The sequence below is a fragment of the Rhizobium sp. SRDI969 genome, from assembly GCF_025152725.1.
Lineage (GTDB): Bacteria > Pseudomonadota > Alphaproteobacteria > Rhizobiales > Rhizobiaceae > Rhizobium > Rhizobium leguminosarum_I.
Genome location: NZ_CP104035.1, coordinates 4,304,781 through 4,329,584, shown reverse-complemented (window position 1 = coordinate 4,329,584; position 24,804 = coordinate 4,304,781). Strand labels below are relative to the sequence as shown.

Here is a 24,804-nt window from a genome sequence, read left to right as displayed (position 1 = left end):
TCAAATCAGCTGTTCCGCGCAAGCTCTTTAGCGGCTTCATTGTGTAGATGGTTGAGAATGTCATATATGTGCGCTACCGGGCACCCGAATATCTTGCGCTCCGATTTCTTCCATGACGATTGAATTTGTTAGGGCGCTCGGTGTTGAAACCAAAAATCGGCCCACCACTCATGCCCTCTAGGCTCTGTAGATGGGTCCGGCTATCGATTGTGGCGATAAACCTCGGAAAGAGCGTGGTCTGCTCTTCCGGTTCGGCTTTCTTAAGCCTGAGCATCGTCATTCCGACAGTGGCGTTTCCCGAAGGCGATACCCTTTCGGATGTTAGCTCAACAGGAAGACCGAGCAGAAAAAAGACCTCAAGGTCGGCAGGTTCGTTCTGCGAAGCCTCGTATGTGAGCGGGACAATATTGTGTTTCGCGATTAATCGGATTTGGTGCTCCTCGAGAAACAATCGAGCCCAAGTTTGTCGTCGTGAAAATGGAGGCGAGGCGAGCTCTTAAGATCATAAGGAACCCCGTGGTCGCTTAGCTTCGTTTCGCCGAAGGTGTCTAGCAACTGGCACCCAAGGCTGATGATGTCTGGGTGATTCACGGCCTCATCGAGGTATTCGACCACATGACCCGCTGTCAGAATGCCAAATATGTCCCCGATGCGTATCAGCAACCCGGAAGCCGCGAAGAAACGGTCGGGGCCTTGATCATCCTTCATGCGAGAGTTGACGCTTATCGCCACAAAGTGACGAGCGATGAATGTTTGAGCATCAGTCATTCGCGGCGACACCATAATTTGAAGATGTAATTCGAGATTCGAAATAAAAGTAATAATTGTGATTAAGCTCTCCGTCTAATTGTTCCGACTCAGAGAATTTGACCTTCTCCTTGCAACCGAGGAGGTGTGGCGATGACTGGTTTCTACGCGGGCTACTTCGCAGGCGGTGCGGGTAACGGCTTGGCAATGTTTGTAATAGCCGACGGTAAAATATCGGGCGCGGACATGGCGGGTGTCAGTTTCGATGGCGCTTTTGGCGAGGACGAAGAAGGCAAGCTTACAGGTACGGTTTCGGTTCAAGTGCCACCTGGTGTAACCGTGGTGCAAGGCGTCACAGCACCCGCGCAAGGGCTAACCTATGAAGTGCCTTTCGTCTTTCCAATGAAATTTGACAAAGAGCCCTTTCTAGAGCTTCGGACGCCGCTGGGGAACGTTAACGTTCGGCTCCAAAAAGTTCGGGAACTGCCGTGATGGACTCAAACTTTTGGGCATTTCAGGCGAAGGATTGGATCAATATTCTGATCTTAGGCGTCACCGCTTTCGCCGTCTACATTGGTCCGATCCGTGCGGTGAAGATCACGAGACGAGAGGAGGTCGAGGCACTCAAATTGCGGCAGAAAGCAGAAATTTTCGCATCACTCATGAAAACACGGCGATTTCAGCTTGATCCCGAACACGTCTCGTCGTTGGATCTCATCCAAGTGTACTTTAGTGAAGAAGAGACCGTGCTGGCGGCCTACAAAGCTTATATCCGTCTTCTGTCAAGAAAACTGATTCCGGGCGTGGCCGACGAATCGTTCTGGAAAGAACGACGATGCTTTCATTGATTTGGTCTACGCTATCGCGCGGGCTACCGGCTTTTCACAAGACAAAAAAGAAATCGAAGAATTGGCCTACTCTCCAAGCGGGTGGGCAAGCGATCAAGAAACAATAAGACGGTTGCATGGCCTATTGATCGAAATCTTCGAAAACAAGCGGCCGATACCGGTCACAAATTTCATCAATCCGACGGTTTTCAATCCATTTCCACCGGCGCCCGCGATCGATCCGAACTGGCTGTGGAAAGGCTGACGATGGTAGAGGTGTGGGCCTGGTTCTGGCTGATGGAGCGCCATCAGCCTTGAAAGGCTCCCGGTACCTCTTTGGTTCCATGAAAAAACTAGACCCACAGAGGCCCGCCGGGCGTTTCTATCCTTGCTGGAAATTTTGCCCGACCTGAGAGATAGGTGACGTTTTGTACCGGAGACATGGGTAACACTTTCCGTTTTGAAGCGGGAGGTGTTGATGCCGTGGAGAGAGATTTCGGTCATGGAGGAACGTCTTCGATTTGTCGCCCGGCTGCTTGAGGGCGAGGGTATGAGCGATGTTTGCCGGGAATTCGGCATCTCGCGCAAGACCGGCTACAAGATCTTCAACCGTTACAAGGACGAAGGGCTTGATGCCCTGACGGACCGGTCGCGCCGACCGGTCCGTTATGCCAACCAGTTGCCCGAGCCAGTCACGGCGATGATCGTGCGACTGAAGAAGGAAAAACCATATTGGGGAGCACGCAAAATCCGGGAGCTTCTGGTCAAGCGGCTTGCAGGCGATGTGCGCATTCCCGCCACAAGCACCGTGCATGCCGTGCTCGACCGACACGGCCTTGTGAGCCAGGCCCGCAAGAGGAACCGGGCGAACAAGGCCGTGGGAACGGTGCTTGGTGAAGCGCTTGCTCCCAATGACCTCTGGTGCGCCGATTTCAAGGGAGAGTTCAAGCTCGGCAACGGACGCTACTGTTACCCCTTGACGGTCACCGACCAGGCATCACGCTACCTTCTCTGCTGCGAGGCCTTCGAATCGACCCGCGAGCAGGGCGTCTTCGAAGCCTTCCGCAGGCTCTTTGCCGAACGCGGGCTGCCCACCGCCATCCGCTCCGACAACGGTCTGCCCTTCGCCAGCCCCAATGGGCTCTACAATCTGTCGAAGCTGTCGGTCTGGTGGCTGAGGCTCGGCATCGGCATCGAGCGCATCAAACCCGGTCACCCGCAGCAGAACGGCCGCCACGAGCGCATGCATCTGACGCTGAAGAAGGAGGCCACCCGCCCGCCCGGCAGGACGATCCTCCAACAGCAGGCACGCTTCGATGACTTCATCCGCGAATTCAACGAGGAACGCCCACATGAGGCGCTGAACATGCGGCATCCGGCAGAGATTTATCGGCCGTCAGACCGCCTCTATACCGGCCTGCCCGAGATCGAATACCCCTTCCATGACCGCGACGTGCTGGTCACCCATTGTGGACGCATCTGTATGCACCGCAAGAAGATCAATATCTCAACCGTCATGGCCGGACAGAAACTCGGCATCAAAGAAGTCGACAACGGCATTTGGCTCGTCAGCTTCATGCACTATGATCTGGGATATATCGACCTGGAGCAGAGAACCTTGCAAACCATCGACAACCCGTTCGGCACGAGGTTGTCACCCATGTCTTAGGTACGTTCCGTTACCTATGTGTCGGGAATGGACATTTAAAAAACTGGAGCGGGCGAAGGGATTCGAACCCTCGACCCCAACCTTGGCAAGGTTGTGCTCTACCCCTGAGCTACACCCGCTCAATCCGCATCGGTCCGGGGTAGGTTGTTGGACCGTGGGCGCCGCCTCGCGGCGACCGGCGCTATATGGCCTAACGGGTTTTCAAATGCAACAGGGAAATGACGGAGAGGCGAAGAAAAATTCCGGTGTTCGCAGACGCCCGGTGGAAAGGCCGCAAATGCGGGGCAAAGCGTCGGTCGCAAAGATTGCCAAACGATGTGGACACACTTAATCAGGACGCCTCGCTTTTTTCCCTTCCTGTCCAATGGATTGCCCCATGTCCGAAAATGCCCCGAAGACAAGAGAAGAATTGTTTGCCTTTCTCGATGGGCTCGGCATTGCCCATAAGACGGTCGACCATGCGCCGGTCTTCACTGTCGCCGAATCGGTGGCGCTTCGCGATGAAATCCCCGGCGGTCACACCAAAAACCTGTTCGTCAAAGACAAGAAGGACAGGTATTTTTTGCTGACGGTGGAGGAAAATGCCGAGGTGGACCTCAAACAGGTGCACAATTTGATCGGCGGGTCCGGCCGGGTTTCCTTCGGCAGGGCGGAAAAGCTGATGGAATATCTCGGCGTCATCCCCGGGGCCGTCACGGCGTTCGGCGCGATCAACGATACCGCGGAGAATGTTACCTTCGTGTTCGATGCCGATCTGATGCGCGAAGAGATCGTCAACTGCCATCCGCTGTCCAACGATGCGACGACCTCGATTGCGAGCAGCGATCTCATCCGTTTCATGGAAGCGACGGGACATAAGCCGCTTGTCTTGAAAGTGACGTCCTGACATACGATTTTAGCGCTAAGGCGCGTCGCGATCTTTCAGATTCGCTTGCCGCGCTTTAGTCTCTGGTTTTGCGCATGCCTTTATCGCAAAACCGCACCACAGTTTTGCGCGACATGCTTTAGCAAAGACGCCGGCAGGATCGGCGCGGCGGGAGATACCTATGAGCGGCAGCGACAACCCCTATAGCGGTTCCTTCGGAAATCAGATGACGGCGAGCACAAGCTTCGGTGCTGCGCCGGAACCCACGGCTGCGGCCGGCAGCTACATCACGGAGACGACGACCGCGAATTTTTCCAAGGACGTCATCGAGGCATCGCGTAGCCAGCCGGTGCTGGTCGATTTCTGGGCGCCCTGGTGCGGTCCGTGCAAGCAACTGACGCCGGCCTTGGAAAAGGTGGTCAACGAAGCCAAGGGCCGTGTCCGGCTGGTCAAGATGAACATCGACGACCATCCGTCGATCGCCGGTCAGCTCGGCATCCAGTCGATCCCCGCCGTCATCGCCTTCGTCAACGGCCGTCCTGCCGACGGTTTCATGGGCGCGGTGCCGGAAAGCCAGATCCAGCAGTTCATCGACCGGATCGCCGGTCCGGCCGGCGCCGACCAGGCGGCCGAAATCGAAGCGGTGCTTGCGGAAGCGGCGGAACTGCTTGCCGCCGGCAATATCGACGAGGCCGCTCAGCTCTATGGCGCCGTCATGCAGGCCGATCCCGAGAATGCCAAGGCGCTTGCCGGGATGGCCGAATGCATGATCGCCGACAACCAGCATCAGCGGGCTCGCGACATACTGACGGAATTGCCGGAAGAGCTGTCAAAAGACACCGGCATTCAGGCCGTGCTGAAGAAACTTGAGCAGATCGAGGAGGCCCGCAAGCTCGGCGACCCCATTGCGCTCGAGCGTGAACTGGCCGCCAATCCCGATGATCACGAGGCGCGGCTGAAGCTCGCCAAGATTCTCAACGTCGAAGGGCGGCGCGACGAAGCGGCCGACCATCTGCTTCAGATTATGCGCAAGGATCGTGCCTTCGACGATGATGGCGCCCGCCGCCAGTTGCTGCAGTTCTTCGAGGTCTGGGGCTTTAAGGATCCAGCGACGGTTGCAGCGCGCCGCAAGCTTTCGGCGATGCTGTTCTCCTAGATCAGGACGATTTTAGGCCTGATCGGCCTAAAATCTGAATCCTGCTAAGTTTCGAACATCTGCCCTTGCGTTTTCGGGCGAGGGCACCACATTCTCGTCAAGACGGGCATGCCCGTTACAAGAATGCGGGACGGTTTCATGCAAGTCGGGAATGCCAGATACCTGAAGCCGGGCGATCTGCCTGATGCGATCGCTGTCTTCCCCCTGACCGGCGCCCTCCTCCTGCCGGCCGGGCAGCTACCCCTCAACATTTTCGAGCCGCGCTATCTGGCGATGCTGGATGCAGCATTGAGCGGAAACCGGCTGATCGGCATGGTGCAGCCGGCGCTTGGCGAACATGAGGACAAGGGCGGCGAGCCCAACCTTGCCGCTGTCGGCTGCCTCGGCCGCATCACCTCCTTCGCGGAGACTGGCGACGGGCGCTGTATCGTATCGCTGACCGGCGTCTGCCGCTTCCGGCTGCTGGAAGAGAAATCGACCAACGATCCCTTCCGTATCTTCCGTATCGCCCCATTCATCGCCGACCTCTCGGCCGAAAACGAGGAGGAGGCGGTTGATCGCGCTGCGCTTCTCACCGCCTTCAGGGACTATCTCGATGCCAACAAGCTGGAGGCGGACTGGGAGAGCGTCGAGCGGGCGAGCAATCTGACGCTCGTCAATTCGCTGGCGATGATGTCGCCCTTCGGGCCGGCGGAAAAACAGGCGCTGCTGGAGGCGCCGGATCTGAAGACGCGGGCCGAGACGCTGATCGCCATTACCGAAATCGTGCTGGCGCGCGTCTTCGGTGACTCCGACACGGTTCTGCAGTAGACTTCAGCCATGGATGAAAAACTCAGCCGCGTCGATCCCAAGCTGCTCGATCTCCTGGTCTGCCCGCTCTCCAAGGGCCGGCTTTCCTATGATCGAGAGCAGAATGAGCTCGTCTCGGAAAAGGCACGGCTTGCCTATCCAATCCGAGACGGCATTCCGATCATGCTGGTATCCGAGGCCCGCCGCCTCGACGACTAAAGCAATTCTCGGAAGCGGTTTTCCCAGGCAAGGCGCGAGGCGCTTTTGCCGGGTATTGCGTAAAAACAAAGGTTAAATTGTCTCTCCGGCAAGCAGGCGCGGATTGTGCTTCGCCGTCGTTCCGGCCGCCTGGCCGATGAAGAAGGTTTTGAGGCGCGGCAGCCGGTCGACGATGCCGAGGCCGACGTCGCGGGCGATGCGGATCGGCGTTGCGTCGTTGGAGAAGAGCCGGTTCAAGACGTCGGTCGTCACTCCCATGCGGAACGTGTCGAAGCGCCGCCAGGTCTGGTAGCGCTCGAGAATGTTGATCGAGCCGATATCGAGGCCGAGGCGATCGGCGTCCACGATGGTTTCGGCCAGTGCCGCCACATCCTTGAAGCCGAGATTGAGGCCCTGACCGGAAATCGGGTGGATGCCATGGGCAGCGTCGCCGGCCAGCGCGAAACGCGGCGCGACGAAGGAGCGGGCGAGCGTCAGGCCGAGCGGGAAGGCGCGCTTGTCGCCGATCACTTTCAGGCTCCCAAGCTTGTGGCCGAAGCGGCGTTCGAGCTCTTCCTCGAAGATCAGGTCGTCGGCAGCGACCAGCCGGTTGGCATCCGGCGTGCGCTCCGTCCAGACGAGCGAGGAGCGGTTGTTCTTCAGCGGCAGGATGGCGAAGGGGCCGGCCGGCAGGAAATGTTCCTCGGCGCAGCCGTCATGCGACCGCTCGTGTTCGACGGTTGCAACGATGCCGGACTGGCCGTAATCCCAGGTAACGGTCCTGATGCCGGCGAGATCGCGCAGCGTCGAGCGCACGCCGTCGCAGGCAACCAATAGCTTGGTTTCCAGCGCGCTGCCGTCCGAAAGCGTGACGGTGACATGGGTGTCATGGGTCTTCAGCTCCGTGGCGCCGAGCCCGTGGCGGATGTCGATGCCGAGCCGGTCGCAGGCACCGCGCAGGGCTGCTACCATCACGACATTCGGGATCATGTGGGCGAAGGGCCGGCCTTCGGCGACTTCGCCGTCGAAGGTCAGAAAAACCGGACGCACCGGATCGGAGGTCTTGGAGTCGGTGACGATCATTTTGGTGATCGGCTGGGCTTCCGGTTCAATCTCGTTCCAGATGCCGAAGACCTCGAGCATCTTTGCCGCCGCCGCGATGACGGCGGAAGCGCGCGTATCGTTTTTCCAGACGTGTTCGGGAGCCGCCTCGACGACGGCGACATTCAGATGCGGCGCGGCCTGTTTGACCGCGACAGCGGCGGAAAGGCCGACATAACCCCCACCCACAACCAGCATGTCCAGCATCGCGCCGCTCCCGTACCTTATGCCTCAGATGTGCTTTATATAGATCATCGCAACTTCACTTCCTACCGCTGGGAGACATAGAAATGACGGGCGAGACATCAGGGCCTTCGGCGATGGAGACGCTGCTTTCGACGCTCGACCTCGAGCCGATCGAGGTCGATATTTTCCGCGGCCGCAGCCCCAAGGTCGGCTGGCAGCGGGTCTTCGGCGGCCAGGTGATCGGCCAGGCGCTGATGGCGGCGCAACGCACCATCGAGGGCGAGCGTTTCGTCCATTCGCTGCATGCCTATTTCATGCGGCCCGGCGATCCCTCGGTGCCGATCATCTATCAGGCGGAGCGCATCCGCGACGGATCGAGCTTCAATACGAGGCGTGTCGTCGCCATCCAGCACGGCAAGGCGATCTTCGCGCTGTCGGCCTCCTTCCAGGTGGAGGAGCCGGGCTTCGAGCACCAGATCGCGATGCCCGAAGTCGAGATGCCGGAGGCGCTGCTCGGCGAGCAGCAGATCAAGGAACAGTATCTCGCCCATGCGCCGGAGGCGATCCGAAAATACTGGCAGCGTGAGCGGCCGATCGAGATTCGTCCCGTCTCGCTGACGCATTATTTTTCCGACAGGAAGCTCGATCCCAAACAGGACGTCTGGGTGCGCGCCACCGGCCCGGTTCCCGACGACCGGCTCTATCAAGCGGCGGTGCTTGCCTATCTTTCGGACATGACGCTGCTCGATACGTCGCTCTATGCGCACGGAACGTCCATCTTCGACCAGAGCCTGCAGGTGGCGAGCCTCGATCACTCGATGTGGTTCCACAGACCCTGCAAACTCGATGACTGGCTGCTTTATACTCAGGATAGTCCCTCGGCTTCAGGTGCCAGAGGATTAACCCGGGGTAGCCTATTTACACGTTCGGGTAGCCTGATCGCATCGGTCACGCAGGAAGGTCTGATTCGGAAAAAGGCAAATGAATAAATAATGTGCAACTTTTTTAATTTGCGCGTTATTTGTGCGCTTATCGGCCGATCATTTGCCTGTTTATTGGCGCTTTTTATTATAACCTTTACTTTTCAATAACTTACATCTTGCCTCGAATCTGGCACGTCCCTTGAATGTGTATTCGCCGGTCGCTGTTCGGGAACGTCAGCGGCAAGGAGAGTCGGCTCCGCGCCGAGGATAACGAAGGATGGGAAACCAGATGAAAATTGTGATGGCCATTATCAAGCCGTTCAAGCTCGATGAGGTCCGCGAAGCCCTTACGGCGATCGGCATTCAGGGGCTGACTGTAACCGAAGTGAAGGGCTACGGGCGCCAGAAGGGGCACACCGAAATCTATCGCGGCACCGAATATGCAGTCAGCTTCCTGCCGAAGCTCAAGATCGAAATCGCGGTTGCATCGGAACTCGTCGACAGGGCGGTCGAGGCCATCGCGGCATCGGCCAAGACCGGTCAGATCGGTGACGGCAAGATCTTCGTCTATTCGATCGACCATGCCGTGCGCATCCGTACGGGCGAAACCGATTCAGAAGCGCTGTAAGAACGGCAGATCAAGGAGCTTTTTCCAATGTCAATTTCGAAGTTTTCTTCCACCTCTGCGCGTCTTTGCGCAGCAACGGCTGCCCTTCTGGCGCCGGCCGTTGCTTTCGCGCAGGAGGCTGCACCAGCTGCCACCGCCGCTGCTGCTCCTGCTTTCACCATGGACAAGGGTGACAATACCTGGATGCTCGTCTCCTCGGCGCTCGTCCTTCTGATGACCATCCCCGGCCTTGCGCTTTTCTACGGCGGTCTCGTCCGCGCCAAGAACATGCTCTCGGTGCTGATGCAGGTCTTCATGATCACGGCCGTCGTGGCGCTGATCTGGGTGACCTACGGCTATTCGCTCGCCTTCACCGACGGCGGCTCGCTGAACAGCTTCGTCGGCGGCTTCTCCAAGGCGTTCCTCGCCGGCGTCAACACGTCGTCGCTCGCTGAAACCTTCTCGAAGGGCGTCGCCATTCCGGAATACACCTTCATCGTGTTCCAGATGACCTTCGCCTGCATCACGCCCGGCCTGATCGTCGGCGCGTTCGCCGAGCGCATCAAGTTCTCGGCCGTCATGCTCTTCGTCGTCCTCTGGGTCACCTTCATCTACTTCCCGATGGCCCACATGGTCTGGTTCTGGGGCGGTCCGAGCTCCTACACCTCGCCGGCCGGCCTGATCTTCTCCTACGGCGCAATCGACTTTGCCGGTGGCACGGTCGTTCACATCAATGCCGGTATTGCGGGCCTCGTCGGCGCCATCATGCTCGGCAAGCGCACGGGCTATAAGAAGGAAATCATGGCTCCGCATTCGATGACGCTGACCATGGTCGGCGCCTCGCTGCTCTGGGTCGGCTGGTTCGGCTTCAATGCCGGCTCCAACCTCGAAGCCAATGCCTACGCCTCGCTTGCCTTTATCAACACCTTCGTCGCAACGGCTGCCGCCGCTGTGTCCTGGTGCATCGTTGAAACCCTCACCCGCGGCAAGGCTTCGATGCTGGGTGGCGCTTCCGGCGCGGTTGCCGGTCTCGTCGCCATTACCCCGGCGGCAGGCTTTGCCGGCCCGATGGGCGCAATCGTTCTCGGCCTCATCGTCTCGCCGGTGTGCTACTTCTTCGTCGACGTCGTGAAGAACAAGTTCAACTACGACGACAGCCTTGATGTCTTCGGCGTCCATTGCGTCGGCGGCATCATCGGCGCTCTTGGCACCGGTATCCTCGTCAACCCGGCGCTCGGCGGTGCAGGCATCGTCGACTATTCGACTGCCGACTTCGCAGCCTCCTATGCCGGCACGGCAACCCAGGTCTGGGCTCAGGCCAAGGGCGTGCTGACGACGCTGCTGTGGTCGGGTATCGGCTCGGCGATCCTCTACAAGATCGTCGACGTTGTCATCGGCCTGCGTGTCACCGTCGAAGCCGAGCGCGAAGGTCTCGACCTTTCGACCCACGGCGAAGCCGCCTACCACTCTTCCTGATCACAGGGTTTGCGGCGCCCGGCAAAAGGGCGCCGCTTCACGGCCCGTCGCGGCCTATCTCGAGCTTTTCCGGGTTAGACCCGGAAAAGCTGCCATAGACCGCATTTCGCCCGGACCTTTCAAGGTTCGGGCCTTTTTCATTTCCCTGTCCGGAATTGTCGTCCGGCTATGCATGGTTAACATCGCTTTAACCCGGCTCTGATTAGGTAGAGCGGACGCATTTTGGCACGGCGAAGCTTCAGCGATTCGCGTGTCCTCAGGCATTGGACGGGTTAGACACATGGCAAGAAGCACGTCGCCGGCAATGGATGGCCGTCCGGATCGGTTCTCCTTCTCGGCATTCATGCTGCGGCAGATCCAGGCGCTCATCGGCTTTGCGATCTTTCTGCTGCTGGCGTTCTGCGTCGCGGCGCTGGCGACTTGGAATGTTGCGGATCCGAGCTATTCCTATGCCACTGCCAACCTGCCGACGAATATTCTCGGTTACAGCGGTGCCGCCTTTGCCGATATCGTCATGCAATTCCTCGGCCTTGCCAGCGTCGTTTCAATGCTGCCGATCGTCGCCTGGGCGCTGACGCTGATTTCTGGCCGCCGCTTCAGCCGCATTCCGGCCCGCGCCGGCGCCTGGTTGGCCGGTTCAGTGCTCTCTTCCGCCGTCATCGGCTGTTTTCCGCCGCCGCTCACCTGGCCGATTCCGAACGGCATCGGCGGCGTCGTCGGCGACATGATCCTGCGTTTTCCCGCACTCTTCGTCGGCGCCTATCCCACCGGCACCTTCGCCATGGTGGTCGGCTGCATCTTTGCCGCGCCGACCGCCTGGATGATGCTCTTTGCATCGGGCCTCGTCGGCCGCAGCGACGCCGACGAGGAGGTCGAGGAAGATTACGTCGATACGAGAAGCAAGGCCCGCGTCGTCGGAGACGAGGACGAGGAGGAGGACGAGTCGCGCTGGGTCGCTTTCAGCGGCGCCGTGACGCATGCCTGGTACATGAGCCAGGGCCGGCTGCGCCGGCTCTTCGGCATGGGTCCGCGCAAGCGGCGCCAGGGCGATTACGAATCACCGTATGATTTCAACGATGACGAGTTCGGCACGCTGAACGAACCCGTTCGCGCCAAGGCGCCGACCGTCCGCGGCGAGCGCATGGAGCCGTCGATGGAACCATCAATGGGGCCAAGGACGGCTTCGCCGCGGCGCATCGTCTCCGCGCCGTCGCTGTCCATCGATGACGACGACAATGACGACGACCTGCCCTTCGATAACGACATGCCGCCGCGCCCGGCCGATATCCTGCCCGACGACGATGACGACGACTGGATGATCCGCGCCCCGGCAAAGGCGGCCGGCAAGCCGGAACCGCGCGTCGTCCCGGTGGTCGCACGCCCGAAGCCCAGCGCCCGCATCGAGCGGGAGGCGCAGGGCTCGTTCATCCGCCCCGAGGGTTTCCAGCTTCCGTCGATGCATCTGCTCGCAGAACCGAAGAACGTCGTGCGCGACTCCACGCTGTCGGCCGATGCGCTGGAACAGAACGCCCGCATGCTCGAAGGCGTGCTCGAAGATTTCGGCGTCAAGGGCGAGATCATCCATGTCCGTCCCGGTCCCGTCGTCACGCTCTACGAACTGGAGCCGGCGCCCGGCATCAAGTCGTCGCGCGTCATCGGCCTTGCCGACGATATCGCCCGCTCGATGAGCGCGATTGCCGCCCGCGTCGCCGTCGTGCCCGGCCGCAACGCGATCGGCATCGAATTGCCGAACCAGACGCGCGAGACCGTCTATCTGCGCGAACTTATCGCCTCCCGGGATTTCGAGGGCAGCAAGGCGAAGCTCGCCATGGCGCTCGGCAAGACGATCGGCGGTGAAGCCGTGATCGCCGATCTTGCCAAGATGCCGCATCTGCTCGTCGCCGGCACCACCGGTTCCGGCAAGTCGGTCGCGATCAACACGATGATCCTGTCGCTGCTCTATCGCATGACGCCGGAACAGTGCCGGCTGATCATGATCGACCCGAAGATGCTCGAACTCTCCGTCTATGACGGCATCCCGCACCTGCTTTCGCCTGTCGTCACCGATCCGAAAAAGGCCGTCGTCGCGCTCAAATGGACGGTGCGCGAGATGGAAGAGCGCTACAAGAAAATGTCGAAGATCGGCGTGCGCAATATCGACGGCTTCAACACCCGCGTCGAGCAGGCGCTCTCGAAGGGCGAGGCGATCTCGCGCACGGTGCAGACCGGCTTCGACCGCCACACCGGCGAGGCGATGTACGAGACCGAGGAATTCGATCTGCGGCCGATGCCCTATATCGTCGTGATCATCGACGAGATGGCCGACCTGATGATGGTCGCCGGCAAGGATATCGAAGGCGCCGTCCAGCGTCTGGCGCAGATGGCGCGTGCGGCCGGCATCCACGTGATCATGGCGACACAGCGTCCGTCGGTCGACGTCATCACCGGCACGATCAAGGCGAATTTCCCGACCCGCATTTCCTTCCAGGTGACCTCGAAGATCGACAGCCGCACCATTCTCGGCGAACAGGGCGCCGAACAGCTGCTCGGCATGGGCGACATGCTCTACATGGCGGGCGGCGGGCGTATCCAGCGCGTGCACGGCCCGTTCGTGTCTGATGTCGAAGTGGAAGAGATCGTCTCCTACCTGAAGACCCAGGGCTCGCCGCAATATCTCGACGCGATCACTGCCGATGACGACGAAGACGGCGATTACGGCGGCGGTGGCGGCGGTCCGGCCGGCACGTCCAATCTTTCCGAATCGGAAGATCCCTACGACCAGGCGGTCGCCATCGTACTGCGCGACGGCAAGGCGTCGACCTCCTACGTCCAGCGCCGGCTCGGCATCGGCTACAACCGCGCCGCCTCGCTCGTCGAGCGCATGGAGAAGGAGGGCATCATCGGACCGGCCAACCATGCCGGCAAACGTGAGATCCTCGTTCCCACCGAAGGCGACATCCTCGACCGCTGACAGAACAGGCATATATTTCCAATACAGCCGCTTTTGCGGAAACCTGATAGCATCGAAGCCGTTACCTCTCGCAGGCCGATCGCAACGCCTTGAAGACGCCGCCTTTCGGCAGCATGCAGATCGCATAAAGGAGATTTAGATGAGTCACTCCGATACCTTTCTCTCCGGCCTGACGGTAACGCGCCGCGACCTTCTCGGCGCTTTCGCTATCGCCGCGATAGCGAGCGCCATTCCCCTCGGCGCTTATGCGCAGGCGGCAGCTCCTGCCTCCGGCACGGCGCAGGCGATCGCCGATCATTTCTCCGGCGTCACGACGATGCAGGGCGAATTCGTGCAGTTCGGTCCGCGCGGCGAACAGACCGGCGGCAAGTTCTTCATCCAGCGCCCCGGCAAGCTGCGCTTCAACTATGACGATCCGTCGCCGATGCGGGTGATCGCCGACGGCAGAAACGTCGCCATCGGCAATACGAAGCTCAAGACCTGGGATCTCTACCCGCTCTCCAAGACCCCGCTCAGCCTGCTCTTGGCGCAGCATATCGACCTGTCGGCCGGTATGGTGAAGGGCGTGAAGGAAGAGTCCGACCTGACGACGATCGCGCTCGGCAACAATACGGTGTTCGGAAACTCGACCATCACCATGATGTTCGATGCGAAGACCTACGACCTGCGTCAGTGGACGATCACCGACAATCAGGGCAAGGACACTTCGGTGATGATTTTCAACGTCAAAACCGGCATGCAGTTCGACGATCGCGTCTTCCGCGTGCCCTATGAGAGCATTCCCGGCACGCCTCAGTCGCGCGACTGAGAGCTTTTCGGTTGATCGCCGGCCGCTTTGACATGCGGCAGGTTCCCTCGCGTCCGCCTTTGTTCTAAAGCCCTTTCATGAAAGCGCATCGCGTGAAAACCGTTGCACGGTTTGCGCGATACGCGTTGGGCGTGAAAGGGCATGGGCATGGGCTTTTCGATCACCACCTGGAACATCAACTCGGTGCGGCTGCGCATGCCGATCGTCGAGCAGCTCGTTCTCAAGCACAGGCCCGATATCCTCTGCCTGCAGGAAACCAAGGTGACGAACGACCTGTTTCCCGCGGCACCGCTCAGGGCAATGGGCTACAATCACATCATCATCCATGGCCAGAAGGGCTATCACGGCGTGGCGATCGCCTCGCGCATTCCGTTGACCGAGGATCACCGGCAGGATTATTGCGGCGTCGGCGATGCGCGCCACATCTCGGCAATCTTCGAATACGGCAATCGTCGCGTCCGGCTGCATAATTTCTACGTCCCGGCCGGCGGCGACGAGCCGGATCGCACGATCAATCCGAAATTCGGCCACAAGCTCGATTTCATCGAGGAGATGAAGCTGCTGAAAGCCGATGGCGAGGCCAATACGTCGTCAATTCTCGTCGGTGACCTCAACATCGCGCCGCTGGAGCATGACGTCTGGTCGCACAAGCAGCTTCTGAAGATCGTCAGCCATACGCCCGTCGAAACCGAGGGGCTGCTCGAGGTGATGAAGCGTGGCGCCTGGCTCGATCTCATGCGCCAGCATGTGCCTGAAAACGAGAAACTCTACACCTGGTGGAGCTATCGCGCCAAGGACTGGGAGACCGCCGATCGCGGCCGCCGTCTCGACCATATCTGGTCGTCGTCGGATCTCGGGCCGCATCTGAAGCGGATCGAGATCCTGAAAGAGGCGCGCGGCTGGGATCGTCCCTCCGACCACGTGCCGGTGACGGCGCATTTCGATTTCTAGAACGATGCGGTTCAGCTTTTCGTAAAGCGCAGAACTGCTCTAACCGGGATCAGGTGAAGCGGTAGAACTGGCTTGCGGCCTTTGCCGCAAGCTCGGCAAGATTATCGCGGATCCGGTTCTCGATCAGCCGGGCTGCGTCCGGATATTCTTCGATCAGCCGGTGGAACAGGGCGCGGGTAATGCGGATGATACTGGTGTCCTCGCGCGCTACCGCGGTGAACTTGCGCTCCACCAGCGTCACCAGTGCCAGCTCGGAAACCAAGGTTCCGGGACCGGCGATCCCCTCTGTCTTCTGCATGCCGTCGCTGCTCGTCGCGCGCAGCTCCAGGCTGCCGGTGAGAATGACATAGGCGCTCTCGGCCGGTGAGCCTTGGCGAAACAGCATCTGGCCGGCAGCGATCATGCGCCGGTCGGCGCCGAAGGCGATCAACCGCAGTTGATCCTCGTTCATGTCCTTGAACAGAGGAAGCTGCGCGAGCATGTGGATGTCGTCGGTCAGCGCCATGCGGGCTTTTCGCCTTAGAGCAATTCCAGCAGAGGTGTCTAGCGGTTTTGCCAGGCAAAGCGTGAAACGCTTTTGCCGGGAATTGCGTGAAAACAAAGAGATAGAGCATTTCCGCGATTCGGAGAAAAGGAAATGCTCTAGGGTATGATTTTATAGCCGCCGTTTTCCGTGACGAGGATTTCGGCATTGGAGGGATCGCGCTCGATCTTCTGGCGCAGGCGGTAGACGTGGGTTTCCAGCGTATGCGTCGTCACGCCGGAATTATAGCCCCAGACCTCTTCGAGCAGCACGTCGCGGGTGACGACTTTCTGTTCGGCGCGGTAGAGATAGCGGATGATCGCCGCTTCCTTTTCCGTCAGCCGGATCTTCTGACCGTTATCGGTGGTCAGCAGCTTCTGGCTCGGCTTGAAGAGGTATGGGCCGACGGTGAAGGTCGCATCCTCGCTCTGCTCATGCTGGCGTAACTGCACGCGGATGCGGGCGAGCAGCACGGCGAAGCGGAAGGGCTTGGTGACATAGTCGTTGGCGCCGGCTTCGAGGCCGAGGATCGTGTCGGAATCGGTATCATGGCCGGTCAGCATGATGATCGGCGCCTTGAAACCGCCCTTGCGCAGCAGCTTCACTGCCTCGCGGCCGTCCATATCGGGCAGGCCGACATCCATGATCAGCAGGTCGATCGGCGTCGAACGGGCGGTCGCGACACCTTTACCGGCGTTGGATTCCTGCAGAACCGTGAATTCCTCATACAGCGACAATTGCTCCGTCAGCGTCTGCCGAAGGTCATCGTCGTCATCCACCAGAAGAATGGTGCGTGCGGTCATGCCGTTTGCGTCCTCATGTTAAGTTCCCTAGTCCTACGCCAAATTGCTGGTTTGGCAAGGATCGGGCAGCGGGCTGTTGCCGGGTCGGTTTTGATATGATTTCAATCGAAGCCCCAGACAAGGCACGACATGCGAGAAAAATGGAAAAAGCAAGGCAGAGGCGGGGCATGACGCCGTCGACGGTGGTGGTGCGTCCTGCGCCGGGGCGTAAGAGCCGGGCAATCGTCCGGCTCGGCGCCATCACCATACCTGCTGCGATCGGCCGTTCCGGCCGCACCGTGATGAAACGCGAGGGCGACGGCGCCACGCCGATCGCCTCGATGAGGCTGATATCCGGCTTCCGGCGCGGCGAGCGGAACGGCCGGCTCGTCACGCCGCTTTCCATCCGCCGCATCCGCCCCGACATGCTCTGGTGCGATCAGTCCGACAACGCCAGCTACAACCGCCTTGTCAGGGCGCCGTTCGGCGCAAGCCACGAGGAGATGCGGCGCAGCGACGGGCTCTACGATATCTGCCTGGTGATGGACTGGAACATCTCCTCGCGTGCACGCAATCGCGGCTCGGCGATCTTCTTCCATCTCATCAGGCCGGGTTACGAGCCGACGGCGGGCTGCGTGGCCATAAGCCTGCGCGACATGCGCCGCCTACTGCCTCACCTTCGAAAGGAAACGATTGTCCGCGTCGTCTGATTGTCTTCCGGATGCGGCCGCCTATATGTTTTCGGTGACCGAACGCTCCGGCTGAAATGCGTTCAGGGACGTCCGCACCCTGCACAATTCCTCAAATCGGAATCGATTTGAGGAATTGTGCAGCAATTAAGTTTTACAGCGTCCTTCGCGCGTCTTAAAAGACGCGCGGCGCTGTAAGTGACGCAATTCATGCCTCGTCCAATTCTTCAAACTCCCGGAGATATATTGTGCCCGCTCAACCCATCATCACTTTCCATGACGGACATTCCATTCCGCAGGTCGGCCTCGGCGTCTGGCAGACGCCGCAGGAAATCGCCGCTCCCACCGTGCGCACGGCGATCGCCGCCGGCTATCGTCATATCGATACCGCTTCCGGTTACGACAACGAAGAGGGCGTCGGCGAAGGCATCCGCTCTTCCGGCCTCGACCGCAGGGATATCTTCGTCACCACCAAGCTCAGGAACGACGACCAGGGCTATGACAATGCGCTGCGGGCCTTCGACGGCAGCCTGAAGAAACTCGGCTCCGAATATGTCGACCTCTATCTCATTCATTGGCCGTCGCCGCATCGCGGCCTTTATATGGAGACCTGGAAGGCTTTCGTCCGTATCCGGGAAGAGGGCCGCGCCCGCTCGATCGGCGTGTCGAATTTCAATCCTGAACATCTCGAGCGCATCATCGGCGAGACCGGCGTCGTTCCCGTTATCAACCAGATCGAACTGCATCCCGATTTCCAGCAGAAGGCGGCGCACGAGGTTCACAAGAAGCTTGGTATCGCCACCGAATCCTGGAGCCCGCTCGGCCAGGGCAAGTTCATCTCGAACGCTGTGATTGGTGAGATTGCCAAAAAGCATCAGAAGACGCCGGCTCAGGTCATCATTCGCTGGCACATCGACACCGGCCTCGTCGTCATCCCGAAATCAGTGACGCCGTCGCGTATCGAGGAGAATTTCCAGGTGTTCGACTTCAAGCTCGATGCCGATGATATGGCTGCGATAGTCAAACTCGACAACGCCAGCGCCCGCATGGGACCGGATCCGATGACGGCAGCCTTCTGATTAAGCAAACCGATGAGCGGCCGCGCGGGTGAGATCGCCCGTGGCGGCCGTTGCATCAAGGAGGCATGCATCCTTCAGTCAATAATTGCAATTGGACGATCCGTTGGTCGGGGCGAAGCCGTAACTGCAGCTATTGCCCAGGTTCCGCGGTCTTCCAATTGAGCCGGTATAATCGTCGAAGGCGTGTGAGGGATACCAATAACCGTTCGCGCTTTTGATATAGCCGGGCCGACCGCTGCTGTAGCCGCGGTATCCGTTGAGCGACGGTATCTTCTTCTGCGCGACCTGTTGCAGTTGGCCGGAGGCGACCGTGACTGGCGGTATGGTTGGATGCATCGGCGCGGCGCCGACGGCGTCGATCGATGCCAGCGGTGCGAATATGATCAGGCCGGCTCGCAGTAAACTCGCTACTAATTTCTGCCTCATGGCGCTTCCCCGATGGCGCGGTGTTCGCGAAGCCTGAACGGTATCTGTCGCGTGTCGCGCCTGATCATCGATGAGGCCACAGGACTTTATCGATGTCGATTGCCCGAAAGGATGAAATTGGAAGGCGGGCCATGCACAAACGGGCTCGCCCGCCACGAGTGAGTTAAATCGGAAGCAATTTACGGAGTTAGAGCATGTCGCGCAAAACTGTGCCGCGGTTTTGCGACAACGACATGCGTAAGAACAAAGGCCTAAAGCGCGAGGAGCGAACCTGAAAGATCGCGACGCGCGCTTTGGTGCAGAAATTCAGGGGCTGCAGAGCTCTTTGCGCGTCGAAGAAGGCGCGGGGTGTGCAGGTCGCAATCTGGGCGCCGAAGCGACAGACGCCATAAATGCAAAGCCGCCCGATGTGCAGCGGGCGGCTTTCAATCCCATCCGTTGCCGGATCAGATCAGTTCCACTCGCGGATATCGACGAAGTGCCCGGCGATCGCGGCTGCGGCGGCCATTGCCGGCGAGACGAGGTGCGTGCGGCCCTTGAAGCCCTGGCGGCCTTCGAAGTTGCGGTTCGAGGTCGAAGCGCAGCGTTCGCCCGGCTTCAGGCGGTCGTCGTTCATCGCAAGGCACATGGAGCAGCCCGGCTCGCGCCAGTCGAAACCGGCGGCCTTGAAGATCTTGTCGAGGCCTTCGGCTTCCGCCTGTTCCTTGACGAGGCCGGAACCCGGCACGATCATCGCGTCGACGGTTGGGGCAACCGTCTTGCCTTCGACGACCTTGGCGACTTCGCGCAGATCCTCGATGCGGCCGTTGGTGCAGGAGCCGATGAAGACGCGGTCGAGGGTGATGTCGGTCATCTTCGTGCCCGGCTTCAGGCCCATATAATCGAGCGCGCGCCATTTGGAGGTGCGCTTGGTTTCGTCCGGAATGTCGTCGGGGTTCGGAACGATGCCCTGGACGGAGATGACGTCCTCGGGCGAGGAGCCCCAGGAAACGATCGGCGGCAGGCTGGCGGCATCGAGCACGACGACGCGGTCGTAATGAGCGCCCTCGTCGGTCTGCAGCGTCTTCCAGTAAGCGATCGCCTGTTCCAGCGCCTCGCCCTTCGGCGCGCGCGGCTTGCCCTTGATATATTCGAAGGTCTTCTCGTCAGGGGCGATCAGGCCGGCGCGGGCGCCGCCTTCGATCGTCATGTTGCAGACGGTCATGCGGCCTTCCATCGACAGCGCGCGGATCGCTTCGCCGGCAAATTCGATGACGTGGCCGGTGCCGCCGGCCGTGCCGATCTCGCCGATGATGGCAAGGATGATGTCCTTGGCGGTGACGTGCGGCGGAAGCAGGCCGTCGACCCGCACCAGCATGTTCTTCGCTTTCTTCTGGATCAATGTCTGGGTCGCCAGCACATGCTCGACCTCGGAGGTGCCGATGCCGTGCGCCAGCGCGCCGAAGGCGCCGTGCGTCGAGGTGTGGCTGTCGCCGCAGACGATGGTCATGCCGGGCAGGGTAAAGCCCTGTTCCGGGCCGACGATGTGGACGATGCCCTGGCGCTTGTCGCTTGCCGAATAATATTCGACGCCGAATTCGGCGGCATTGGTGGCCAGCGCTTCCACCTGGATGCGGCTTTCCTCGTTCTTGATGCCGAGGTGGCGGTCGGGCGAGGTCGGAACGTTATGGTCGACGACGGCAAGCGTCTTTTCCGGCGCGCGAACTTTGCGGCTGGTCATGCGCAGGCCTTCGAAAGCCTGCGGCGAGGTGACTTCGTGGACCAGATGGCGGTCGATGTAGAGAAGACAGGTTCCGTCTGCCTGTTCGTCGACCAGATGATCGTCCCAGATCTTGTCGTAGAGGGTACGCGGTGCGCTCATGGCGTTAAGTCCGTTTTTTGGAAGCTTTTGGAAAATCGAGAAATGGCGGATCAGGCTCCGCCGGCCGTCATTCGATCAACGAAGTCGGCTGTTGAGCGCACCGGATACACACGCAAAGAACCGCGCCGGCAGGCGATAATGGTCCTGCAGCACGAAAATACGCGCACCAATGCATCTGAACTTGGATTCCATGGCCTGCATATAGCGATTTTTCGCGGCGGCTTCAATTTGAATCATCAGCAGACGTTCTGCGGCCTCTCAGCGACGCGACGGAGATTGATCGCTTACCGCGACTTCATCCATTTCTCCGTCCGCCTCAGCGCCAGCGACAGGCCGATCGTCAGGATCAGATAGATATAGGTGACGATCGAATAGGTTTCGAAAAAGCGGAAGGAGCCGGCGGCATAGACCTTGCCCATCTGGGTGATGTCGGCGACGCCGAGCACGGAAACCAGCGAGCTGTCCTTCACCATCGAGACGAAGTCGTTGGAGAGCGGCGGGAAGATTACCCGGATCGCCTGCGGGAAGACGACGGAGCGAAAGCGCCGGTAGCGCGACAGGCCAAGCGCCTTGGCCGCCTCGATCTGGCCGATATCGACCGACTGGAAACCGGCCCGGAAGATTTCGGCGATGAAGGAGGAATAACCGATCGTCAGCGCGATGATCGCTCGCCACATCAGCGACAGGTCGCGCACCAGGATGGGCTCGGCCATACCTGATGTCACCAGCGGCGAAATCAGGAAATTATAGGCTGCGACCAGAGCCGGCGCGCCGACGAAGGCGACGTAGAACAGCAGCACGAGGATCGGTATGCCGCGGATGATCTCGATGTAGAAGCGCGCAATCTGACGCAACACCTGGCTGTCGGCCATGCCGAGCAGGCAGATGCCGAGGCCGAGCACGGTGGCGAGCACGAAGGCGACCAGCGTGACGAAGACGGTGACGCCGACACCGTTGACGACGGTGCGGAAGACCTGGGCGTAGATATCGTTGGCGACGATGACGGCGGCAAGCACGATGCCGATCGTGACCAGGGCGACCAGCCACCAGGGATAGTCGTCCTTGACGTGTCTGTCGGGAGATGGTCGCAGGGCCATCAGTCGTTTTTCGGCGTCATTCGCCCATCTTGTAGTCGAGGAACCACTTCTTGTTCAGCCCATCCAACGTGCCGTCGGCCTTGAGTGCGGCGATGGCGGCATTGACCGGGGCGACGAGGTCGGACCCTTTCGGGAAGATGAAGCCGAAATCTTCGGTGCCGAGCGGTTCGCCGATCAGCTTGAGGGCGCCGTTCGAGGCGTCGACATAACCCTTGCCGGCGGTGCCGTCGGTCAGCACGACGTCGACATCGCCGGCCTTCAGCGCTTGGACGGTGGCGCCGAAGGTTTCGAAGAGCTTGATGCGCGGGTTCTGCTCGTTGCCATCCAGCACTTCATAGACAGCGGTGTAGAAGGGCGTGGTGCCCGGCTGCGCGCCGACCAGGCCATCCTTGAATTCGCCGAAGGACTTGGCATCGGCGAAGCGTTTCTCGTCGCCGCGCACCAGCATGAACTGCTGCGAACGCATATAGGGATCGGAGAAATCCACCTTCTGCTTGCGGTCTTCCTTGATGGTGATGCCGGTCATGCCGATGTTGTACTGGCCGTCGGACACCGCCTGGATCATCGCGTCCCAGCTGGTGTTCTGGTATTCCACCTTGAAATTCAGCCGCTTGGCGATCTCGTTCATCGCATCATATTCCCAGCCGATCGCCTTGCCGGATTTCGGATCGACGAATTGCAGCGGCGGATAGGCATTCTCGGTGACGACGACGACGCTCTTGCCGCCAAGATCGGGCAGCTCGGCGGCCGATGCAGCCAGGGGCAGAAGAGCAAGGGCGGCGAGGCTCGCAAGAACGGTACGGCGAAACAACATTGAACGGTTCCCCAAAATTGAACGGCAAAAACTGTCACGGAAGATAGGCCTGAGGCAAGGCCGCCGCCTGCGTACCGAAGCAAAAAATAGAAAAGGCGGCCCGAAGGCCGCCTTTTCAAGCAAAGAATTTTGCCTAGTGCAGATCTTATTCTGCTGCCGGTTCCGCTGCAGCGGCGGCCGCTTCAGCAGCGGCCTTGGCTTCTGCTGCTTCTGCTGCTGCCTTCTCGGCGGCGAGCGCCTGGGCGGCTGCAACCTTTTCAGCTTCGATGCGTGCCTTTTCCTCGGCAATGGCGGCGCGTTCGGCGTCGTTGAGCTTGCGGGCGCGGACGCCGGTGTCTTCAACGATACGGGCAGACTTGCCGCGGCGGTCGCGCAGGTAATAGAGCTTGGCGCGACGGACCTTGCCGCGGCGAACGACGTCGACGCTTTCGATCATCGGCGAGTAGACCGGGAATACGCGCTCGACGCCTTCGCCGTAGGAGATCTTGCGGACCGTGAAGTTTTCCTGCAGGCCGCCGCCGGAGCGGGCGATGCAGACGCCTTCATAGGCCTGAACGCGGGTACGGGTGCCTTCCGTGACCTTGACGTTGACGCGGACGGTGTCGCCCGGGGAAAATTCGGGAAGCGTGCGCTTGGCTTCGATCTTGGCGGCCTGTTCGGCCTCAAGCTGCTGAATGATGTTCATCGTCTTAACCTTTGGTTCTTCTGAAACAGCCAGAGCGCTCAACACTGATCCTTCGGAGCTGGCCTCAGGACTTTGCCCATCAAGGGCGGGAGCGGATTCGCCATTCTTTGTTTGCTGGCAGACGGGGATAAACCCCATTTCCGCGTGCGCCAATACACCAAAGGCCAGGGCTTGTCATCACTTGGATGGCATTTTTGTGAAAAGGGCTGCGAAATCAGCCGTTTTTCTCGGTTTTGGCCTTTTCGAGAAGATCCGGCCGCCGTTCCCGGGTCAGGCGCACCGCTTCCTGATGCCGCCACTTCTCGATGGCGCCGTGATTGCCCGAGGTGAGGATCGGGGGAATTTCATGGCCCTCCCACTCCTGCGGCCGGGTATAGTGCGGATGTTCCAGCAGTCCGCCTTCGAAGCTTTCGTGCAGGCCGGAAAGGTCGTTGCCCATGACGCCGGGCAGGATGCGGATGATGGCATCGAGCACGATCAGCGCCGCCGGCTCGCCGCCGGATAGGACGTAGTCGCCGATCGAGACCTCTTCCAGGCCGCGCGCCTCGATCACCCGCTGGTCGACGCCCTCGAAGCGGCCGCAGACGATGATGACGCCATCACCGGCGGCGAGCTCGCGAACACGCTCCTGCGTCAGCGGCTGGCCGCGCGGGCTCATCAGCAGCCGCGGGCGGGCATCGTTTTCCGAGGCACTGTCTATGGCGCGGGCGAGAACGTCTGGTTTCAGCACCATGCCGGCGCCGCCGCCGGCCGGGGTGTCGTCGACGGTGCGGTGTCTGTCGGTGGCGAAGTCGCGGATCTGCACCGTATCAAGCGACCACTGCCCCCGCTCCATCGCCTTGCCGGCGAGCGAGAAGCCCAGATGCCCCGGAAACATTTCCGGATAAAGTGTCAGCACGCTCGCCCGGAAAGCCATCACTTCTTCTTTTTCGGCTTGTCGGGAGTGAATTTCGAAAGCTCTTCGGGATCGTCGACCAGCCCCGCCGCCAGCGGATCGATCAGCAGCGTGCCGGCCTCGAGGTCGATCTCCAGCACCGAGGTTTCGGAGAAGGGGATCAGCACCGGGCGCTTGCCCGGACCTTTGAGTTCCAAGAGGTCGCCGGCGCCGAAATCGAAGACCCCGGTAACGGTGCCATAGCTGACACCCTTGTCGTCGCGCGCCTCGAGCCCTTCGAGATCGGCATAGTAGAACTCGTCGTCCTCCAGCTCCTCATCCGGCAGGTTGTCCCGCTCGATATAAAGTTCTAGCCCGTTCAGAGCCTCGGCGGCATTGCGGTCGTTGACGCCGCGGAAACGGACGACGACGACATTCTTCATCTCGCGGATTTCGAGGACTTCGAAGCTGCGGCCATCCATGCTGTGCAGATGGCCGTAGTCGCCAAGCGCACTGGGATCGGCCGTATAGGCCTTGGCGCGCACCTCGCCCCGGAGGCCCTGCGCGCCACCGATCGTCGCCATCAGAACGGGGTTTTCAAGCTTGGTCATGGGTTCCTTCATGTGAAGCCGAAAGACAGGTTTCTCATAGACGAAGTGCGGAGGATTGGAAACGAAAACGGGCGGCATGTCGCCATGCC

Annotated in this window: 28 protein-coding genes and 1 tRNA gene; 16 read left to right on the top strand and 13 right to left on the bottom strand. The window is 60.3% G+C overall.

Going from position 1 to position 24,804, the window contains the following annotated elements:
* Positions 1–420: 420 nt before the first annotated feature.
* Positions 421–768, bottom strand: coding sequence for a hypothetical protein (locus N2A41_RS21465; protein WP_162115068.1), 348 nt, complete (start codon positions 766–768; stop codon positions 421–423).
* Positions 769–900: 132 nt separating this feature from the next.
* On the opposite strand from N2A41_RS21465, the gene N2A41_RS21460 reads away from it, so the two are divergent.
* The 4 genes from N2A41_RS21460 (at position 901) to N2A41_RS21445 (ending at position 3,243) form a co-directional block, all read left to right on the top strand.
* Positions 901–1,239 carry a hypothetical protein gene (locus N2A41_RS21460; RefSeq protein WP_222292760.1) on the top strand — a complete coding sequence of 113 codons (339 nt, stop codon included), beginning with the start codon at positions 901–903 and terminating at the stop codon, positions 1,237–1,239.
* On the top strand, positions 1,239–1,595 hold the full coding sequence (locus N2A41_RS21455) for a DUF6680 family protein (RefSeq protein WP_222292763.1): 357 nt from the start codon (positions 1,239–1,241) through the stop codon (positions 1,593–1,595). The genes N2A41_RS21460 and N2A41_RS21455 overlap by 1 nt, the downstream gene beginning before the upstream one ends.
* Before the next feature lies 1 nt (position 1,596).
* Entirely contained in the window at positions 1,597–1,839 is a 243-nt protein-coding gene (locus tag N2A41_RS21450; protein WP_162115071.1) for a DUF6680 family protein, read from the top strand.
* A 213-nt stretch (positions 1,840–2,052) separates the two neighbouring features.
* A complete protein-coding gene (locus N2A41_RS21445; protein ID WP_260109368.1) occupies positions 2,053–3,243 on the top strand; it encodes an IS481 family transposase in 1,191 nt (396 codons plus the stop codon).
* Positions 3,244–3,287: 44 nt separating this feature from the next.
* Here the strand turns inward: N2A41_RS21445 and N2A41_RS21440 are convergent.
* Positions 3,288–3,362 (bottom strand) — tRNA-Gly (locus N2A41_RS21440).
* 257 nt (positions 3,363–3,619) lie between these two features.
* Here N2A41_RS21440 and N2A41_RS21435 point away from each other — a divergent pair.
* The 4 genes from N2A41_RS21435 to N2A41_RS21420 all read left to right on the top strand — a co-directional run bounded on the left by N2A41_RS21435 (position 3,620) and on the right by N2A41_RS21420 (position 6,272).
* The gene (locus tag N2A41_RS21435; protein WP_260109663.1) at positions 3,620–4,129 is read left to right on the top strand and encodes a prolyl-tRNA synthetase associated domain-containing protein; all 510 of its coding nucleotides are present in this window, start codon (positions 3,620–3,622) and stop codon (positions 4,127–4,129) included.
* Positions 4,130–4,289: 160 nt separating this feature from the next.
* Positions 4,290–5,264 carry a thioredoxin gene (gene trxA / locus N2A41_RS21430; protein ID WP_260109662.1) on the top strand — a complete coding sequence of 325 codons (975 nt, stop codon included), beginning with the start codon at positions 4,290–4,292 and terminating at the stop codon, positions 5,262–5,264.
* A 123-nt stretch (positions 5,265–5,387) separates the two neighbouring features.
* Positions 5,388–6,074, top strand: coding sequence for an LON peptidase substrate-binding domain-containing protein (locus N2A41_RS21425; protein ID WP_017966161.1), 687 nt, complete (start codon positions 5,388–5,390; stop codon positions 6,072–6,074).
* A gap of 9 nt (positions 6,075–6,083) precedes the next feature.
* Positions 6,084–6,272 (top strand): Trm112 family protein, encoded by a 189-nt coding sequence (locus N2A41_RS21420; RefSeq protein ID WP_017966162.1) that lies wholly within the window; start codon positions 6,084–6,086, stop codon positions 6,270–6,272.
* 72 nt (positions 6,273–6,344) lie between these two features.
* Here the strand turns inward: N2A41_RS21420 and N2A41_RS21415 are convergent, their stop codons facing one another.
* Positions 6,345–7,559, bottom strand: coding sequence for a ubiquinone biosynthesis hydroxylase (locus N2A41_RS21415; protein ID WP_170263012.1), 1,215 nt, complete (start codon positions 7,557–7,559; stop codon positions 6,345–6,347).
* A gap of 83 nt (positions 7,560–7,642) precedes the next feature.
* On the opposite strand from N2A41_RS21415, the gene tesB reads away from it, so the two are divergent.
* The 6 genes from tesB (at position 7,643) to N2A41_RS21385 (ending at position 15,274) form a co-directional block, all read left to right on the top strand.
* Positions 7,643–8,527, top strand: coding sequence for an acyl-CoA thioesterase II (gene tesB / locus N2A41_RS21410; protein ID WP_170263013.1), 885 nt, complete (start codon positions 7,643–7,645; stop codon positions 8,525–8,527).
* A 211-nt stretch (positions 8,528–8,738) separates the two neighbouring features.
* Entirely contained in the window at positions 8,739–9,089 is a 351-nt protein-coding gene (locus N2A41_RS21405; RefSeq protein ID WP_003543684.1) for a P-II family nitrogen regulator, read from the top strand.
* 27 nt (positions 9,090–9,116) lie between these two features.
* Entirely contained in the window at positions 9,117–10,544 is a 1,428-nt protein-coding gene (locus N2A41_RS21400; protein WP_017966165.1) for an ammonium transporter, read from the top strand.
* A gap of 280 nt (positions 10,545–10,824) precedes the next feature.
* The gene (locus N2A41_RS21395; RefSeq protein ID WP_170263014.1) at positions 10,825–13,515 is read left to right on the top strand and encodes an FtsK/SpoIIIE family DNA translocase; all 2,691 of its coding nucleotides are present in this window, start codon (positions 10,825–10,827) and stop codon (positions 13,513–13,515) included.
* Positions 13,516–13,654: 139 nt separating this feature from the next.
* The gene (locus tag N2A41_RS21390; RefSeq protein ID WP_260109661.1) at positions 13,655–14,323 is read left to right on the top strand and encodes an outer membrane lipoprotein carrier protein LolA; all 669 of its coding nucleotides are present in this window, start codon (positions 13,655–13,657) and stop codon (positions 14,321–14,323) included.
* Between the two features lie 147 nt (positions 14,324–14,470).
* Positions 14,471–15,274 (top strand): exodeoxyribonuclease III, encoded by an 804-nt coding sequence (locus N2A41_RS21385; protein ID WP_260111083.1) that lies wholly within the window; start codon positions 14,471–14,473, stop codon positions 15,272–15,274.
* Positions 15,275–15,323: 49 nt separating this feature from the next.
* On the opposite strand, the gene N2A41_RS21380 is transcribed toward N2A41_RS21385, so the two are convergent.
* Together N2A41_RS21380 and N2A41_RS21375 are read right to left on the bottom strand one after the other, a co-directional pair.
* A complete protein-coding gene (locus tag N2A41_RS21380; protein ID WP_260109660.1) occupies positions 15,324–15,779 on the bottom strand; it encodes a cyclic nucleotide-binding domain-containing protein in 456 nt (151 codons plus the stop codon).
* Positions 15,780–15,916: 137 nt separating this feature from the next.
* Positions 15,917–16,600: a response regulator transcription factor gene (locus tag N2A41_RS21375; RefSeq protein ID WP_017966170.1), complete on the bottom strand. Its 684-nt coding sequence runs from the start codon at positions 16,598–16,600 to the stop codon at positions 15,917–15,919.
* A gap of 167 nt (positions 16,601–16,767) precedes the next feature.
* Between N2A41_RS21375 and N2A41_RS21370 the strand changes: the two genes are divergently transcribed.
* Both N2A41_RS21370 and N2A41_RS21365 read left to right on the top strand, forming a co-directional pair.
* Positions 16,768–17,289: a L,D-transpeptidase family protein gene (locus N2A41_RS21370; protein ID WP_260109659.1), complete on the top strand. Its 522-nt coding sequence runs from the start codon at positions 16,768–16,770 to the stop codon at positions 17,287–17,289.
* A gap of 227 nt (positions 17,290–17,516) precedes the next feature.
* Positions 17,517–18,347 carry an aldo/keto reductase gene (locus N2A41_RS21365; protein WP_260109658.1) on the top strand — a complete coding sequence of 277 codons (831 nt, stop codon included), beginning with the start codon at positions 17,517–17,519 and terminating at the stop codon, positions 18,345–18,347.
* A 78-nt stretch (positions 18,348–18,425) separates the two neighbouring features.
* Here N2A41_RS21365 and N2A41_RS21360 read toward each other — a convergent pair whose 3' ends face one another.
* From N2A41_RS21360 to rimM, 8 genes are all read right to left on the bottom strand, one after another.
* Positions 18,426–18,773, bottom strand: a complete 348-nt coding sequence (locus N2A41_RS21360) for a cell surface protein (RefSeq protein WP_260109657.1) — start codon at positions 18,771–18,773, stop codon at positions 18,426–18,428.
* A 451-nt stretch (positions 18,774–19,224) separates the two neighbouring features.
* The gene (gene leuC / locus N2A41_RS21355; RefSeq protein WP_260109656.1) at positions 19,225–20,634 is read right to left on the bottom strand and encodes a 3-isopropylmalate dehydratase large subunit; all 1,410 of its coding nucleotides are present in this window, start codon (positions 20,632–20,634) and stop codon (positions 19,225–19,227) included.
* Between the two features lie 75 nt (positions 20,635–20,709).
* Entirely contained in the window at positions 20,710–20,871 is a 162-nt protein-coding gene (locus N2A41_RS21350) for a hypothetical protein (RefSeq protein ID WP_260111135.1), read from the bottom strand.
* A 47-nt stretch (positions 20,872–20,918) separates the two neighbouring features.
* On the bottom strand, positions 20,919–21,731 hold the full coding sequence (locus N2A41_RS21345; protein WP_260056903.1) for an amino acid ABC transporter permease: 813 nt from the start codon (positions 21,729–21,731) through the stop codon (positions 20,919–20,921).
* Positions 21,732–21,747: 16 nt separating this feature from the next.
* Positions 21,748–22,545 carry a transporter substrate-binding domain-containing protein gene (locus N2A41_RS21340; RefSeq protein ID WP_260109655.1) on the bottom strand — a complete coding sequence of 266 codons (798 nt, stop codon included), beginning with the start codon at positions 22,543–22,545 and terminating at the stop codon, positions 21,748–21,750.
* Between the two features lie 145 nt (positions 22,546–22,690).
* Positions 22,691–23,230: a 50S ribosomal protein L19 gene (rplS, locus tag N2A41_RS21335; RefSeq protein ID WP_017989740.1), complete on the bottom strand. Its 540-nt coding sequence runs from the start codon at positions 23,228–23,230 to the stop codon at positions 22,691–22,693.
* Between the two features lie 214 nt (positions 23,231–23,444).
* Positions 23,445–24,146: a tRNA (guanosine(37)-N1)-methyltransferase TrmD gene (trmD, locus tag N2A41_RS21330; protein WP_260109654.1), complete on the bottom strand. Its 702-nt coding sequence runs from the start codon at positions 24,144–24,146 to the stop codon at positions 23,445–23,447.
* Complete coding sequence (rimM, locus tag N2A41_RS21325) at positions 24,146–24,715, bottom strand: ribosome maturation factor RimM (RefSeq protein WP_260109653.1); 570 nt, start codon at positions 24,713–24,715, stop codon at positions 24,146–24,148. Before rimM ends, trmD begins: the two co-directional genes overlap by 1 nt.
* Positions 24,716–24,804: the final 89 nt, after the last annotated feature.